At 66.9% G+C, this 14,992-nt stretch carries 14 protein-coding genes; 6 read left to right on the top strand and 8 right to left on the bottom strand.

Annotated elements, in window-relative coordinates:
- Window positions 1–10 precede the first annotated feature (10 nt).
- Window positions 11–1,453, bottom strand: a complete 1,443-nt coding sequence (gene tldD / locus F1640_RS08315) for a metalloprotease TldD (protein ID WP_124808187.1) — start codon at window positions 1,451–1,453, stop codon at window positions 11–13.
- A gap of 48 nt (window positions 1,454–1,501) precedes the next feature.
- Entirely contained in the window at window positions 1,502–1,732 is a 231-nt protein-coding gene (locus F1640_RS08320; protein ID WP_124808246.1) for a zinc-finger domain-containing protein, read from the bottom strand.
- A gap of 129 nt (window positions 1,733–1,861) precedes the next feature.
- Between F1640_RS08320 and F1640_RS08325 the strand changes: the two genes are divergently transcribed.
- Window positions 1,862–2,824 (top strand): ABC transporter ATP-binding protein, encoded by a 963-nt coding sequence (locus F1640_RS08325; protein ID WP_194918658.1) that lies wholly within the window; start codon window positions 1,862–1,864, stop codon window positions 2,822–2,824.
- Between the two features lie 220 nt (window positions 2,825–3,044).
- Window positions 3,045–4,628 (top strand): L-aspartate oxidase, encoded by a 1,584-nt coding sequence (nadB, locus tag F1640_RS08330; RefSeq protein WP_194918660.1) that lies wholly within the window; start codon window positions 3,045–3,047, stop codon window positions 4,626–4,628.
- A gap of 16 nt (window positions 4,629–4,644) precedes the next feature.
- Here nadB and F1640_RS08335 read toward each other — a convergent pair whose 3' ends face one another.
- The 5 genes from F1640_RS08335 to F1640_RS08355 all read right to left on the bottom strand — a co-directional run bounded on the left by F1640_RS08335 (window position 4,645) and on the right by F1640_RS08355 (window position 11,216).
- Entirely contained in the window at window positions 4,645–5,283 is a 639-nt protein-coding gene (locus F1640_RS08335; protein ID WP_194918661.1) for a hypothetical protein, read from the bottom strand.
- 134 nt (window positions 5,284–5,417) lie between these two features.
- Complete coding sequence (metH, locus tag F1640_RS08340) at window positions 5,418–8,048, bottom strand: methionine synthase (RefSeq protein WP_194918663.1); 2,631 nt, start codon at window positions 8,046–8,048, stop codon at window positions 5,418–5,420.
- A gap of 116 nt (window positions 8,049–8,164) precedes the next feature.
- Window positions 8,165–9,226, bottom strand: coding sequence for a homocysteine S-methyltransferase family protein (locus F1640_RS08345; RefSeq protein WP_194918665.1), 1,062 nt, complete (start codon window positions 9,224–9,226; stop codon window positions 8,165–8,167).
- A complete protein-coding gene (gene metF, locus F1640_RS08350; RefSeq protein ID WP_194918667.1) occupies window positions 9,223–10,164 on the bottom strand; it encodes a methylenetetrahydrofolate reductase [NAD(P)H] in 942 nt (313 codons plus the stop codon). Before metF ends, F1640_RS08345 begins: the two co-directional genes overlap by 4 nt.
- Window positions 10,161–11,216: a metalloregulator ArsR/SmtB family transcription factor gene (locus tag F1640_RS08355; RefSeq protein WP_194918669.1), complete on the bottom strand. Its 1,056-nt coding sequence runs from the start codon at window positions 11,214–11,216 to the stop codon at window positions 10,161–10,163. Before F1640_RS08355 ends, metF begins: the two co-directional genes overlap by 4 nt.
- A 188-nt stretch (window positions 11,217–11,404) precedes the next feature.
- Between F1640_RS08355 and F1640_RS08360 the strand changes: the two genes are divergently transcribed.
- Window positions 11,405–11,704 carry a hypothetical protein gene (locus F1640_RS08360; RefSeq protein ID WP_124808179.1) on the top strand — a complete coding sequence of 100 codons (300 nt, stop codon included), beginning with the start codon at window positions 11,405–11,407 and terminating at the stop codon, window positions 11,702–11,704.
- A gap of 109 nt (window positions 11,705–11,813) precedes the next feature.
- Window positions 11,814–12,080: a hypothetical protein gene (locus F1640_RS08365; RefSeq protein ID WP_124808178.1), complete on the top strand. Its 267-nt coding sequence runs from the start codon at window positions 11,814–11,816 to the stop codon at window positions 12,078–12,080.
- Here F1640_RS08365 and F1640_RS08370 read toward each other — a convergent pair.
- A complete protein-coding gene (locus tag F1640_RS08370; RefSeq protein WP_194918671.1) occupies window positions 12,031–12,780 on the bottom strand; it encodes a helix-turn-helix domain-containing protein in 750 nt (249 codons plus the stop codon). The genes F1640_RS08365 and F1640_RS08370 overlap by 50 nt on opposite strands.
- A gap of 100 nt (window positions 12,781–12,880) precedes the next feature.
- On the opposite strand from F1640_RS08370, the gene F1640_RS08375 reads away from it, so the two are divergent.
- Both F1640_RS08375 and F1640_RS08380 read left to right on the top strand, forming a co-directional pair.
- A complete protein-coding gene (locus tag F1640_RS08375; RefSeq protein ID WP_194918673.1) occupies window positions 12,881–13,798 on the top strand; it encodes an SDR family NAD(P)-dependent oxidoreductase in 918 nt (305 codons plus the stop codon).
- Window positions 13,799–13,830: 32 nt separating this feature from the next.
- Window positions 13,831–14,991: an acyl-CoA dehydrogenase family protein gene (locus tag F1640_RS08380; RefSeq protein WP_125954157.1), complete on the top strand. Its 1,161-nt coding sequence runs from the start codon at window positions 13,831–13,833 to the stop codon at window positions 14,989–14,991.
- Window position 14,992: the final 1 nt, after the last annotated feature.

Raw genomic sequence — 14,992 nt, forward strand, 5'->3', positions numbered from 1 at the left:
GCTCCCCGCGTCAGCCCGTGCCGCCCACGGTCAGGCCTTCGACCAGCAGCGTCGGCTGACCGACGCCGGCCGGCACGCTCTGCCCGCCCTTGCCGCACACGCCCACGCCCTCGTCGAGCGCCAGATCGTTGCCGATGCCTACAACCTTGGTCAGGCAGGTGGGGCCATCGCCGATCAGCGTGGCGCCCTTGATCGGCGCGCCCAGCCTGCCGTTCTCGATGCGATAGGCCTCGGTGCACGAAAACACGAACTTGCCGCTGGTGATATCGACCTGCCCGCCACCGAAGCTCTTGGCGAAAATGCCGTTCTTCACGCGCGACAGCAGTTCGGCGGGATCGTCGTTGCCGCTGCGCATGAAGGTGTTGGTCATGCGCGGCATCGGCGCGTGGGCATAGGATTCGCGGCGGCCGTTGCCGGTGGGGGCCACGCCCATCAGCCGGGCGTTGAGCCGGTCCTGGATATAGCCCTTGAGGATACCGTCCTCGATCAGCACGTTTTCCTGCGTGGGCGTGCCTTCGTCATCGATGCTGAGCGAGCCGCGCCGGCCGGCGCCGCCCACGCCCAGCAGCGTGCCATCGTCGATCACCGTCACGCCGGGCGCGGCCACGCGCTGGCCGATCCGGCCGGAAAAAGCGCTGGTGCCCTTGCGGTTGAAATCGCCTTCGAGGCCGTGGCCCACCGCTTCGTGCAGCAGCACGCCGGGCCAGCCGGGGCCGAGCAGCACGGTCATTTCACCCGCCGGCGCGGCGACCGATTCGAGGTTGGTCAGCGCCTGCGCCAGCGCGCTGTCGATCGCGCGGTTCCACGTCTCGGGCGCGAACAGGTCGTCGTAGAGCCGTCGTCCGCCGATGCCGAAGCTGCCGGTTTCGCGCCGCCCGTCCTGCTCGGCCACGATCGAGACGTTGAGCCGCACCAGCGGCCGTACGTCATGCGCGACGAAGCCATCCGCGCGGACGATCTCCACCACCGACCAGCTTCCGGCGAGCGAAGCCGAAACCTGCGCCACGCGCGGATCGCGGGCGCGGGCCGCGGCATCGATCTGTTCGAGCAGCCGCACCTTGGCCTCGAACGGCACGGCATCGAGCGGCGAAGCGTCGGTGTAGAGGTGGCGGTTGCTGCTGCGCGGCGGCGCGGCCGCGCTGCCTTTCGCCGGATCGAGCAGCTTCAGCGTTTCGCCCGCGCGGGCAATGGCGGCGGCGGAAATTTCGTTGGCGTGGGCAAAACCCGTCATCTCGCCCGAAACGCCGCGCAGGCCGAAGCCCGCATCGCGCGAATAGTCGGCCGTTTTCAGCCGCCCGTCATCGAAGCCGAAGCTCTCGCTGGCGATGAACTGGAGATAGAGTTCCCCATCGTCACACGCGGCCAGCGCATCGCGCGTCAGGCGCAGGGCATCGTCGGGCGTCAGCGCGCCGGAACGGTAAAGGAGCGAGCGGGTGTCGGAAAAATCGGTCATCGCCTCCCGATATAGGAGGCGAAACGCGCCCGCGCTACTCGGGAAAGATCAGGCCGCCTGCGCGGCGTCAGAGCTAGCAGTATCCGCCGGGCCGCCCTTCAGCACGAAGCGCTTGTCGCAATAACCGCAATCGACATAGCCGCGCTCGTCGATTTCCAGCCACACGCGCGGATGGCCGAGCGCCGAGGGCTTGAACGCGGCGCCGCCGCGAATGTCGCCCGCACCGTCGCAGCTGACGCGGTGGGACGTGGTGAAAACGGTTTCGGGGGCCTTGCTCATGGTCGCGCTATAGCGGGGAAGCGGCGGCGATTCCAGAGCGAGCGTGGACAAGGGCGGGCATCCTTTGGTCCGGGGTCGCGGTGCATTGGCCCTTTACCCGGCGCGGTTCGTGCCTAAATAGCATAGCCTATGGATTCCACACCCACGGTTCCGCCCGCGATCCGCATCCGCGACCTCGTCAAGCAATACGCCACCTCAGGCAAGGCTCCGGGCAAGCTGGCCCTGCAGGGCGTGAGCTTCGACGTGCCGCAGGGCCAGATCTTCGGCCTGCTCGGCCCCAACGGCGCGGGCAAGTCCACGCTGATCAACACGCTTGCCGGGCTGGTGATGAAGACCTCGGGCAGCGTCGAGATCTGGGGCCACGACATCGATCGCGACCGGCGCAACGCCAAGGCATCGATCGGCATCGTGCCGCAGGAAATCGTGTTCGACCCGTTTTTCACCCCGATCGAGGTGCTGGAGAATCAGGCCGGGCTCTATGGCGTGCCCAAGGCGCTGCGCCGGTCGATGGACCTGCTGCGCGCGGTGCATCTGGAAGACAAGGCCAAGGCCTATGCCCGCACGCTTTCGGGGGGGATGAAGCGTCGCCTGCTGATCGCCAAGGCCCTGGTCCACAATCCTCCGATCATCGTGCTCGACGAGCCGACCGCCGGCGTGGACGTGGAACTGCGCCGCCAGCTCTGGGAACTGGTCTCGCACCTCAACAAGGAAGAAGGCGTTACCGTCGTCCTGACCACGCACTATCTCGAAGAGGCCGAGGAACTGTGCGAGCGCATCGCCATCATCAACCACGGCCAGCTCATCGCCAACAAGCCGACGCGCGAACTGGTCGACATGGCACGCGAGAAGATCGTGGTGCTGACGCTCGACCGGGACGTTCCCGCCGCACCGCAGCATCCGGCCTTCCGCAAGAGCGTGATTTCGGGTGAACGACAAGTCGAGGTCACGTACGACAAGGACCAGATGAATGCCGGCGAAGTGCTCGCGCTGGTGCAGGGACAGGGCTACGCAATCGTCGACGTCTCCACGCGCGAAGCCGATCTCGAGGACGTGTTCGTCTCGCTCACCAGCGAACCCGCGCAGGCTGCCTGAACGTCCGCAAGCGAAGCCATCCCGGATTTTGCACTTGCGAAATTGAACAAACGCGGCCCTCCCTGCCTCGCCGCGCCCGCCAGTTCGCGCTTTTCAAACGGCTTCGCGCGCGGCAAAGCGCGCGCGTGACAGAATCCTTGCAGACCCGCGGGCGGCGTGCAGCGGCCACGGATCGCGCAGAACAGGGCATGGCGCGGGCCATGACGGAAGGCAGCAGGCAGTGAGCCACGACGTCCTCATCATCGGTTCCGGCGCGGCCGGGCTAACCGCCGCGCTGGTGCTGGCGGAAAAGTGCCGCGTCCTCGTGCTGGCCAAGGGCGCGCTCGATGGTGGGTCGACCGCCTGGGCGCAAGGCGGCATCGCCGCCGTGCTCGACGAAGGCGATACCTTCGAGGACCACATCCGCGACACGATGATCGCCGGGTCCGGGCTGAACCGGCACGAGACGGTCGAATTCGTGATCGAGCACGCGCCGGAGGCGATCCGGCGACTCGCCGACCTCGGCGTGCCCTTCAATGCCGAGGCCGGCGCGCTGCACCTGACGCGCGAAGGCGGGCATTCGCACCGGCGTATCGTCCACGTCGACGATGCCACGGGCGCGGCGGTGCAGAAGGCGCTGCTGCAGGCGGCGCGCGAACACCCCAACATCACCCTGCTGCCGGGACGGGCCTGCATCGATCTGATCACCGGGCGGCACGAGCAGGCGCGCTATTCCGGATCGGGCCGGGTCTGGGGAGTCTATGCGCTCGACGAGGCCAGCGGCACGGTGGAAGCGCACACCGCGCGCGCCACGATCCTCGCCACCGGTGGCGCCGGCCGCGTCTATCAGTTCTCCACCGCCCCGCGCGGCGCGACCGGCGACGGCATCGCCATGGCCTGGCGCGCCGGCGCGCGCGTCTCCAACATGGAGATGATGCAGTTTCACCCCACCTGCCTCTATCATCTGGAGGTCAAGAACTTCCTGATTACAGAGGCGGTGCGTGGCGAAGGCGGGCGGCTGATCAATCCGCGCACCGGCAAGCGCTTCATGGAATTCTACGACGCCGAACGGCTCGAACTCGCCCCGCGCGATATCGTGGCGCGCGCGATCGATTCCGAGATCAAGCGCTTCGGCCTCGATTTCGTGCATCTCGACATCAGCCACATGCCGGCCGGCTTCGTGCGCAGCCACTTTCCCAACATCTACGAGAAGCTGCTCGGCCTCGGCATCGACATGACCAAGCAGCCGATCCCGGTTGTGCCCGCGCAGCACTATACCTGCGGCGGCATCCTGATCGACCTGGCCGGCCGTACCGACCTGCCCGGTCTCTACGCGGCGGGCGAATGCACCGAAAGCGGGTTGCACGGCGCCAACCGCCTGGCCTCCAATTCGCTGCTCGAATGCTTCGTGTTCGGCGATGCCGCCGCGCGCGACATCCTCGCGCGGTGGGATAGCTTCGACGCCCCACCCGCGGTGCGCCCGTGGGACGAAAGCCGCGTGACCGATTCCGACGAGGAAGTGGTGATCAAGCAGAACTGGACCGAAATCCGCCGCTTCATGTGGAACTACGTGGGCATCGTGCGCACCGACAAGCGGCTGGAACGCGCCGCGCACCGGATCAAGATGCTGGAGGACGAGGTGAACGACTACTACGGCCACTTCCGCGTCTCGACCGACCTGATCGAACTGCGCAACCTGCTGCAGAGCGCCGACCTGATCGTCCAGTCGGCCCGCGCCCGGCACGAAAGCCGGGGCCTGCACTACAACCTGGATTATCCGCAGACCGACGATGCCGCGCGCGATACCGTCCTGACACCGCGCTGAGCCCCGGCCCCGGGCATCAGGCCATCACGTTGAACAGCGTGCCCGGCTGGAGCGACGCGAGGTAGTCCTGCGCCTTCTGCTCGTCGCTCTTGCCCGTCTTGGTGCCCGACGTGGCATTTGTCGAACCGGTATCGGGTTCCGTGGTCACGCTGGTCTGCGTTTCGGTGCTGCCGTCGCTATAGGTGATGACCGTGGTCATGATCCCGCCGGCGACCGTTTCCACGCGCGAGACTTCGGTCTTGGTGTCGCCCCCACCGCCTCCACCATGACCACCGGCCGGCCGCGCCGAACCGGCCGCCGCTGCCGTGACCGAGGCTGCTCCACTGGCGTCGGTGGAAGCGCTTGCGCCGGAAGCGGTTCCCTCGATCTGATCGAGCGCCTTGCCGACCGCCTCGGCATCCTTCGCGGTCAACTTGCCCGAAGCGACATCGTCGGCGATCTTCGCATCGATCGCGGCGCGGAACGCGGTGCTGTCGACCGTGCCCGAAACGCTGGCCGACATGCTCGACGCCAGCGATTGCTGGGTGTCGGCGAGATCACCTTCGACGATCTTGATCTTGTCGGCGGACAGACCGCTCGTCTGCAACAGGCTGGCCAGCGTGCTGCCGGACGAGGCGGCCGACGTGACGGCCGATGTAATGGAACCGATCGACATGGCTATTCTCCTTGCCCTCGCAAGGACGGACCGAAATGGCGGAATTCTAATATTTTTCGCTACATTTCACCGCGTTTCACACCCTGTCCGGATGCTGCGCGATGTAGCGCCAGATCGCCCCGATTGACGGACTCCTAGTCCAGATTCGGCCGCAGCCACCGCTCCGCCGCAGCCAGGTCCATCCCGCGCCGGCCGGCGTAGTCCTCAAGCTGGTCGCGCCCGATGGTAGCAACGCCGAAGTACTGGCTTTCCGGGTGGGCGAAATAGAAGCCCGAGACCGCCGCCGTGGGCAGCATCGCCTGGCTCTCCGTCAGCACGATCCCGGCGTTCTCTTGCGCGCCCAGCAGATCGAACAGGATCGGCTTCAGGCTGTGATCCGGGCAGGCCGGATAGCCGGGCGCGGGACGGATGCCGCGATACTGTTCCCGGATCAGCGCCTCGTTGGTCAGCTGTTCGCCCGGCGCATAGGCCCACAGCGTCGTGCGCACGTGCTGGTGCAGGCGTTCGGCGAAGGCTTCGGCGAAGCGATCGGCCAGCGCTTTCAGCAGGATGTCCGAATAGTCGTCGTGCGCGGCCTTGAAACGCTCCAGATGCGGTTCGATGCCGTGGATGCCGACGGCGAAGCCGCCCAGCCAGTCGCCCGCCGGATCGATGAAATCGGCCAGGCAGAAATTGGCCCTCCCCGTTCCATTTGGCCCCCGGCTCTTGATGAATTGCTGACGCAGGAACGGCAGGCGCACTGACCGTTCGTCGTCATCGGGATGCAGCACCACGTCGTCGCCGTGGCGGGCGCAGGGCCAGAACCCGGCGACAGCCTTGGCCGTCAGCCACTTTTCGGCGACGATGGTTTCGAGCATCGCGCGGGCATCGGCGTAGAGGTTGCGCGCGCTTTCGCCCACCACCGCGTCGTCGAGGATCGCGGGATAAGTGCCGGCCAGTTCCCAGGCGCGGAAGAACGGCGTCCAGTCGAAACAGTCGACCAGATCGGCGAGATCCCATTCGGGAAATACGTGCAGGCCCGGCTGTTCGGGCGGCGGCGCCTTTTCCGAGAAATCGGGGGCGAAGGCGTTGGCGCGCGCATCCGCCAGCGGCAGCAGCTTGGACCCGCCCTTGCCCGCGCGGGCATCGCGCACGTGCTGGTAATCGGCGGCGGTCGCCTTCACGAAGCCATCGTGCTGCGTATCCGACAGCAACTGGCTGGCGACCCCGACCGCGCGACTGGCGTCGAGCACGTGGACCACCGGGCCGTCATAAGCCGGATCGATGCGCAGCGCGGTGTGGACCTTGCTGGTGGTGGCCCCGCCGATCAGCAGCGGGATGGTCATGCCGGCGCGCTGCATTTCCTCGGCCACGGTCACCATCTCGTCGAGCGAGGGGGTGATGAGGCCCGAGAGGCCGATGATGTCGGCCTCGTTCTCGTTGGCGGCCTGCAGGATCGTCGCCCACGGCACCATCACGCCCAGGTCGATCACCTCGTAGCCGTTGCACTGCAGCACGACGCCGACGATGTTCTTGCCGATATCGTGCACGTCGCCCTTGACCGTGGCCATCACGATGCGGCCCTTGGCCTTGGAGCCGGCGTCCTTCTCCGCCTCGATGAACGGGATCAGGTGGGCCACCGCCTTCTTCATCACGCGCGCGGACTTGACCACCTGCGGCAGGAACATCTTGCCCGATCCGAACAGGTCGCCAACGGTGTTCATGCCTTCCATCAGCGGGCCTTCGATCACTTCGATCGGGCGGCCGTTGCGCGCGGCGATCTGCTGGCGCGCTTCCTCGGTATCGTCGACGATATGGGCGTCTATGCCCTTTACCAGCGCGTGTTCCAGCCGGCGCACGACATCCCAGCCGCGCCATTCCTCGGCCGCCTTCTCGGCCGCCTTGTCCTGGCCCTTGTAGCTTTCCGCCAGATCGATCAGCCGCTCGGTGGCGTCTGCCCGGCGCATCAGCAGCACGTCCTCGCAGGCTTCGCGCAGCACGGGATCGATCTGGTCGTAGATGTCGAGCTGGCCGGCGTTGACGATCGCCATGTCCATGCCCGCCGGGATGGCGTGGTAGAGGAACACCGAATGCATGGCGCGCCGCACCGTCTCGTTGCCGCGGAACGAGAACGAGAGGTTGGACAGGCCGCCGGAGATGTGGACGTGCGGGCAGGCCGCCTTGATCTCGCGCGTGGCCTCGATGAAATCGAGCGCGTAGCGGTCGTGCTCCTCGATGCCGGTGGCAACGGCGAAGACGTTGGGATCGAACACGATGTCTTCGGGCGGGAAGCCGATGCCGGTCAGCAGCGTGTAGGCGCGGCTGCAGATTTCGACCTTGCGCTCCTTGGTGTCGGCCTGGCCCTTTTCATCGAAGGCCATCACGACCACGGCCGCGCCATAGTCCATGCATTTGCGCGCGTGATCGAGGAAGGCTTCCTCGCCTTCCTTCATCGAAATCGAATTGACGATCGGCTTGCCCGAGACACACTTGAGGCCCGCCTCGATCACCTCCCACTTGGAGCTGTCGATCATCACCGGCACGCGCGCGATGTCGGGCTCGGCGGCGATCAGCTTGAGGAACGTGGTCATCGCCTCGACCGCGTCGAGCAGGCCCTCGTCCATGTTGACGTCGATCACCTGCGCGCCGTTCTCGACCTGCTGGCGCGCGACCTCGACCGCCTTCGCGTAGTCCCCCGCGAGGATCAGCTTCTTGAACGCGGCGGAACCGGTAACGTTGGTGCGTTCGCCGACGTTGACGAAACGGGAAGAGGCTTGGGTGGTCATCTGATGCTCCCCCCTCCCGCTTGCGGGAGGGGCCGGGGGTGGGTTCTTTTCTCTTGGAGCGGGCGCCGTTGCGCTGCCCACCCCTGCCCCCTCCCGCTAGCGGGAGGGGAACTGGTTCACGCCGCCATCACGAACGGTTCCAGCCCGGCCAGGCGCGTGACCTGATCGGGATGGGGCAAGGCGCGCGGGGCAAGCCCGGCAACCGTCTGGGCCATCGCCGCGATGTGATCGGGCGTGGACCCACAGCAGCCGCCGAGGATGTTGACCTGGCCGTGATCGGCCCATTCCCGGACGAGACCGGCGGTGGTCAGCGGCATCTCGTCGTATTCGCCCAGTTCGTTGGGCAGGCCGGCGTTGGGATAGACCATGATCAGCGTGTCGGCGATTTCCGACAGCGCCTTCACGTGCGGGCGCAGCTGGGTGGCGCCGAACGAGCAGTTGAGGCCGATCGTGACCGGCCGGGCATGGCGCACCGCGTACCAGAACGCCTCCACCGTGTGGCCGGAGAGATTGCGGCCGGAAAGGTCGGTCAGCGTCATCGACAGCATGATCGGGATTTCGCGGCCCAGCGCCGCCTCCACCTTGCGCACCGCCATCACCCCGGCCTTGGCGTTCAGCGTATCGAACACCGTCTCGATCAGGATGAAGTCCGCCCCGCCTTCGACCAGCGCGGCGATCTGTTCGGCATAGACATCGACCAGGAAATCCCAGTCGATCTCGCGGAAGCCGGGGTCGTTGACGTCGGGCGAGAGCGACAGCGTCTTGTTGGTCGGACTGATCGCGCCGGCAACGAAGCGCGGGCGGCCATCTTTGGCGGCGAACTCGTCGGCGATCCGCCGGGCGAGCTTCGCGGATTCGAGGTTGATCTCGCGCACCAGATGCTCGGCCGCGTAATCCGCCTGACTGATGCGGTTGGCCGAGAACGTGTTGGTTTCGGCGATGTCCGCCCCGGCCTCAAAATAGGCGCGGTGGATCGATTCGGGCACTTCGGGCTTGGTCAGCGCGAGAATGTCGTTGTTGCCCTTCTGGTCCTTGGCCAGCCCCAGCGTGCCGGCATAGTCCTCCTCGGACAGCTTCCAGCGCTGGATCTCGGTGCCGAAGGCGCCATCGGTGATGAGAATGCGCTGGCGCGCCTGATCGAGCAGCGCGGCGCGGGCGGAGGATGGGGTGAGAGTCATGCGGCCTTTTCCAGTGCGGGACGGCCGGGACGCAGACCAAGCAGGTGGCAGATCGCGTAGCTCAGTTCGGCCCGGTTGAGCGTGTAGAAGTGGAAATCGCGCACGCCGCCGGCATAGAGGCGGCGGCAGAACTCGGCGGCGATCGTCGCGGCGACGAGTTGGCGCGAGGCGGGATGCGTGTCCAGCCCTTCGAACAGGCCATCCATCCACGCCGGGATCGCCGCGCCGCAGGCCGCCGCAAACTTGCGCGTCTGTGCGACGTTCGACACGGGCAGGATACCCGGCAGCACCGGCGCATAGATCCCCGCCGCCGCCAGCTTGTCACGGAAGCGGAAGAACGTCTCGGGTTCGAAGAAGAACTGGCTGATCGCGCGCGTGGCGCCGGCATCGAGCTTGCGCTTGAGGTTGTCGATATCCGCCTGGACGCTGGGCGAATCCGGGTGGCTTTCGGGATAGGCCGCGACCGAAATCTCGAACGGCGCGATCGCCTTCAGCCCGGCGACGAGTTCCGTCGCGTTGGCATAGCCTTCGGGGTGCGGGGTGAACGGCACGCCCGGTGCGCCCATGTCGCCACGCAGCGCCACGATATGCCGCACGCCGGCTTCCCAGTACCCTTCCGCCACCTCGCGGATTTCCGCCTTGCTGGCGTCCACGCAAGTCAGGTGCGCGGCGGCCGGCAGGCGCGCTTCGGAAATGATCCGCGCGACGGTGCCGTGGGTGCGATCGCGCGTGGAGCCGCCCGCGCCGTAAGTCACCGAAACGAACTGCGGCTCCAGTGGCGCCAGCGTGGTCACCACATCCCAAAGCTGCGTCATCAGCGCGTCGGTCTTGGGCGGGAAGAATTCGAAGCTCACGCGAATGTCGCCGGGAAGCCCGGCGAACAAAGGCGTATCGAGAGCGGTGCGCGCTTCGCGCAGCTGATCGTAGGACGTGGTCATGACGTGGCCTTCCGCCCGGTGCGGGCATGTTCGGGCTGGATAGAGGTAACGTTGCCGGCCGGAGCAGCCTGGACGTGCGCGCTGCGGACGCCGGTCCAGACCTTTACGATCAGTTCGTGCCCCGGCAGCGCACGTTCGCCATCGGGTTTGAACCCCGCATCGAGCAGGAGCTTTTCCACCTGGGCGTCTGAAAAGCCAAGACGCGCATGGGCATGGGCAGTGCGCAGTTCCTCGCGGTCGTGCGCGGCGAAATCGACGATGGCGACACGGCCGCCCGGCGCGGTGACCCGCGCGGCTTCGGCCAGCACCGCTTCCGGCGCGATCGCATAGTGCAGCACCTGATGGAACAGCACGGTATCGAAGCTGCCCGGCGCGAACGGCAGTTGCGCGAAATCGCCCTGCACCAGTTCGACCCGGCCGGCGGGCAGATGCTGGAGCCGGGTGCGGGCGACGCGCAGCATTTCCGGGCTCTTGTCGAGCGCCACCACACGATCGGCCCGCGCCGCGAACAGTTCGGCCATGCGCCCGGTGCCGGTGCCCACGTCCAGCACGCGGCCCAGTGCCGGGGATTCCGCACCCTGCCCCAGCATCTCTACCAGCGCGGCTTCCACCGGGCCGTCGGCGATGTGCAGGCTGCGCAGGTGGTCCCATTGCTCGGCATGGCGCGCGAAGTAATCGGCGGCATGCGTCTCGCGCAGGGCGCGCACCGCATCGAGATGCTGGCGATCCTCCGAACAGCGCAGGCCGAACCCGGCATCCGTCTCTTCCGCCACGGCCAGCAGGCGGGCCACCACCACCCCGATCGCGGCGCTCTCGCCCCCGGTATCGGCATCGCTGCCGATCGCGGCGCGCAGGAACACCCATCCGCCTTCGCGGCGGCGCTCGGCCAGCCCGGCATCGCACAGGATCTTCACATGGCGCGAAACGCGCGGCTGGCTTTGCCCCAGCACTTGCGCCAGCTCCCCCACGGCCAGCTCCATGCTGGCCAGCAGCCGCATGATCCGCAATCGCGTGGGATCGGCCAGGGCACGAAGAGTGTCGAGCAGGGTCATGAAGGCACCATATAAAGAAGTCTTTATATCAATCAAGCCACATAAAGACTTCTTTATATCAGTCGTTAGGGTTGCTACCTAAACCCCTTATCAGCGACGTGTCGGCGGCGCAGGTCCCTTTTGTGGTTTGCCTTGGCCCCGCCACGCCGATAGAACGCGCCCGAACGGAAATACAGTAGAGGGACCCCATGAAGAAGATCGCCTTCACCGCCATCGCCTGCGCCGCTGCCCTTTCGCTCAGCGCGTGCGGCAAGTCCGAGGACGCCACCGAAGCCGCCGCCACCGACAACGTCGAGATGCCGGCCGAGGAACTGCCCGCGGTCGATACCTCGGCTGCCGCCGCGCCGGTGGAAGCGCCCGCCGCCGATGCCACGCCGCTTTCGGCAGAAGATGCCGCGCGCAACGCAGCTGACAGCGCCGCCGCCGCCGCTGCCGACGTCAAGAAGGCCGCCGCCGACGCCGCGGCGGACGCCGAAAAGAAGATGTGATCCCGTGCGCCCCGACCGCACCGGCGGGGCGCAGCACGGATTCTCGAGAACGAAGGGGGCGGCAGATGGGAATCTCCGCCCCTTTTCCTTGCCTTTCCGGAGTATCGCGATGCGCGCCCTCAAACCCGCCCTCAACCGGGCGCCGTATCTTCTCCCGCTGCTAGCCCTGGCGAGCTGCGGCCAGAAGGACACCGATCCGGGGCCGGGCGGCGTGACCGTGGGCGAAGCCCGCGCGCTCGACGAAGCCGCCGAAATGCTGGAAAAGCGGCCAGCCCCACCCACGACGGACGCGGACGTGCCGCAGGCCAGCGCCAGCGCGGCCGCCGCTACCCCGCCGGTTCAAGCCTCAGCTCGGGCCGACGCGCCAGCGCACTGAGCGCCCGCCCCAGCTCGTCGAGCGCGGCGGCATCGCGCGATCCGGCGAAGATCGTTGCCGAAAGGCAGAACCGCACCGGCGCAGCGGGCACGACGACGCCCACCGAACAGACGCCGGCGTGAATGTAGCCGTCGTCCACCGCATAGCCGCGCTGGACCGCTTCGGCGACCTGACCCAGCCAGGTGGTGAAGCCCAGCGGGGTACGCCAGCGCACCCTTGCGAAGCGGGCGGCGAGATCATCCCGGCCCAGCGCTTCCGCCGCCGCCAGCGCCCGCCCGGCGGCACCCCCGCCCAGCGGTTGACGCTGGCCTTCGACCATGTGGATGCGGGTCTCCGCCCCGCTTTCGCCCAGCGCGATCAGCGACAGGCGCTCCCCGGCCTGCACCTGCCATAGCCCGGCGGTGGCGTCGTGCGCGGCAGCGAACCGCGCCAGCAAGGGCCGGACGCGAGCGGCGAAACGCGAAACCGCGTTCGCCTGCAGCACCCCAAGATCGCCCCAGCCCGCCGCCAGCCGGTAGCGCTTGCCGCCGGTATCGCGATCGACCGCCCCTTCGGCCACCAGCGTGCGCAGCAGATTCAGTCCGCTCGAGGGGCTGAGACCGGTTTCCCGGCAGATGTCGGACAAAGTCAGCGCTTCGCGCACAGCCAACAGGCGCAGAATGGTGAACCCTTGGGAAAGCGAGCGGACAGGACCGGACATGACGGCATCATATTTTTCATAATGATGAAAAACAATTCCCAATATTGAATTTATCCGCCTGCACGTTTAGCTTCGGCATCGAACCGACTGGAGAGAATCGTTGTCCGGAATCCTGGAAGGCAAGGTCGTCGCGGTAACGGGTGCGGGCCGTGGCATCGGTCGCGAAATCGCACTGCTCTGCGCCCGGCACGGCGCGGCCGTAGTGGTCAACGATCCCGGCGTGGCGCAAGGCGGCGACGGCGGGGATGCCGGGCCGGCGGACACCACCGTCAACGATATCCGCGCGGCGGGCAGCAAGGCCTGGGCCAACCTCGCCAACGTGGCCGACCCCAAGGCCGCCGCCTCGATCGTCGAGGATGCGGTGCAGCGGTTCGGGCGGATCGACGCGGTGGTGAACAACGCCGGCATCCTGCGCGACACCATCTGGCACAAGATGTCCTACGAGGACTGGACCAGCGTGATCGACGTCAACCTGACCGGCGCGTTCAACGTTTCCAAGGCGGCAACGCCCTATTTCCGCGAGCAGCAATCGGGCAGCTTCATCCACTTCACCTCCACCAGCGGGCTGATCGGCAATGTGGGGCAGGCCAACTATTCGGCGGCCAAGCTCGGCCTTGTCGCTCTGTCGCATTCGATCGCGCTCGACATGGCGCGCTGGGGCGTGCGCTCGAACTGCATCGCGCCGTTCGCGTGGAGCCGGATGACCGCCTCAATCCCCGCCGAAACGCCCGAGCAGAAGCTGCGCGTCGAACGGATGAAGACGATGAGCGCGGACAAGATCGCCCCGCTGGTCGCCTATCTCGCCTCCGACGCGGCGAAGGACGTGACCAACCAGATCTTTGCGGTGCGCAAGAACGAGATCGTGCTGTTCAACAAGCCGCGCCCGGTCCGTTCGATGGTCAAGCTGGAAGGCTGGACGCCCGAAGCGATCGCGGAAGAGCTGATCCCCGCGTTCCGCCCCGCCTTCGCGCGCGCCGACGAGGTTTCGGCCCACGTCTTCCCCTACGATCCGGTTTGAGGAGAGGCCCGGTGAGCACGGTGAACCCCGGCATGGATGCCGATGTCTTCGAACAGTTTCTCGACCAGCTGAAGCGCTACGTCCGCGAACGGCTGGTGCCGGCCGAAGCGGAGGTGATCGCCCAGGATCGCATCCCCGACGACCTGCTGGACGAAATGCGCGAGATGGGTCTGTTCGGCCTGACCATGCCCGAGGAATACGGCGGCGCGGGCATGAACGTGTCGCAATATATCGAGACCATCCACACACTGAGCTATGCCATGCCGGCCTACCGCTCGATCGTGTCGATCAACCTCGGCATGGTCTGCTCCGCGATCAAGAACGGCGGCACGGAGGAGCAGAAGGCCACCTGGCTTCCCCGCCTCGCCGCTGGCGAGATCGCGAGCTTCGGGTTGACCGAGCCGGGATCGGGATCGGATTCGGCGGGGCTGCAGACCACCGCCGTCCGTTCGGGCAACGGCTATGTGCTCAACGGCACCAAGCGCTACATCACCAATGCCCCCTTCGCGAAAGTCGCGCTGATCATGGCGCGCACCGCGAAGGAGAATCTGCCCCGCAACGCGCATGTCTCGGCCTTTCTCGTTCCGATGGACACGGCCGGCGTCACGGTGGGCAAGTCCGACAAAAAGATGGGCCAGTCCGGCAGCCACATCGCCGACATCATCCTGGAGGACGTGTTCGTGCCCGGCGACGCGTTGCTGGGTGGCGAGGAAGGCAAGGGCTTCGCCACGGCGATGCAGAGCCTCGACAACGGCCGCCTTTCGGTGGGCGCGGCGAGCACCGCCTATGCCCGGCGCATCCTGGATACCGCCGTGCGCTATGCCACGGAACGCAAGGCGTTCGGCGAACCGATCGCCAACTTCCAGCTGATCCAGGCGATGCTGGCGGACAGCCACGCCGAAATCTACGCCGCCGAATGCATGATGCGCGATGCCATCCGCAAGGCGGACGAAGGGCGCAAGATCCTGCTCGAAGCCGCCGCCTTCAAGATGTTCGCCAGCGAGATGTGCGGCCGCGTTGCCGATCGCTGCGTGCAGGTCCACGGCGGTGCGGGCTACCTCGCGGAGTACGAAGCCGAACGCTTCTTCCGCGACAGCCGCATCTACCGCATCTACGAAGGCACCACGCAGATCATGCAACTGGTGATCGCCAAGCAGATGCTGCGCGATTTCGCCGCCGGCGCGCAAGGCTGAG

It is taken from the genome of Novosphingobium sp. NBM11, from assembly GCF_015390225.1.
GTDB lineage: Bacteria > Pseudomonadota > Alphaproteobacteria > Sphingomonadales > Sphingomonadaceae > Novosphingobium.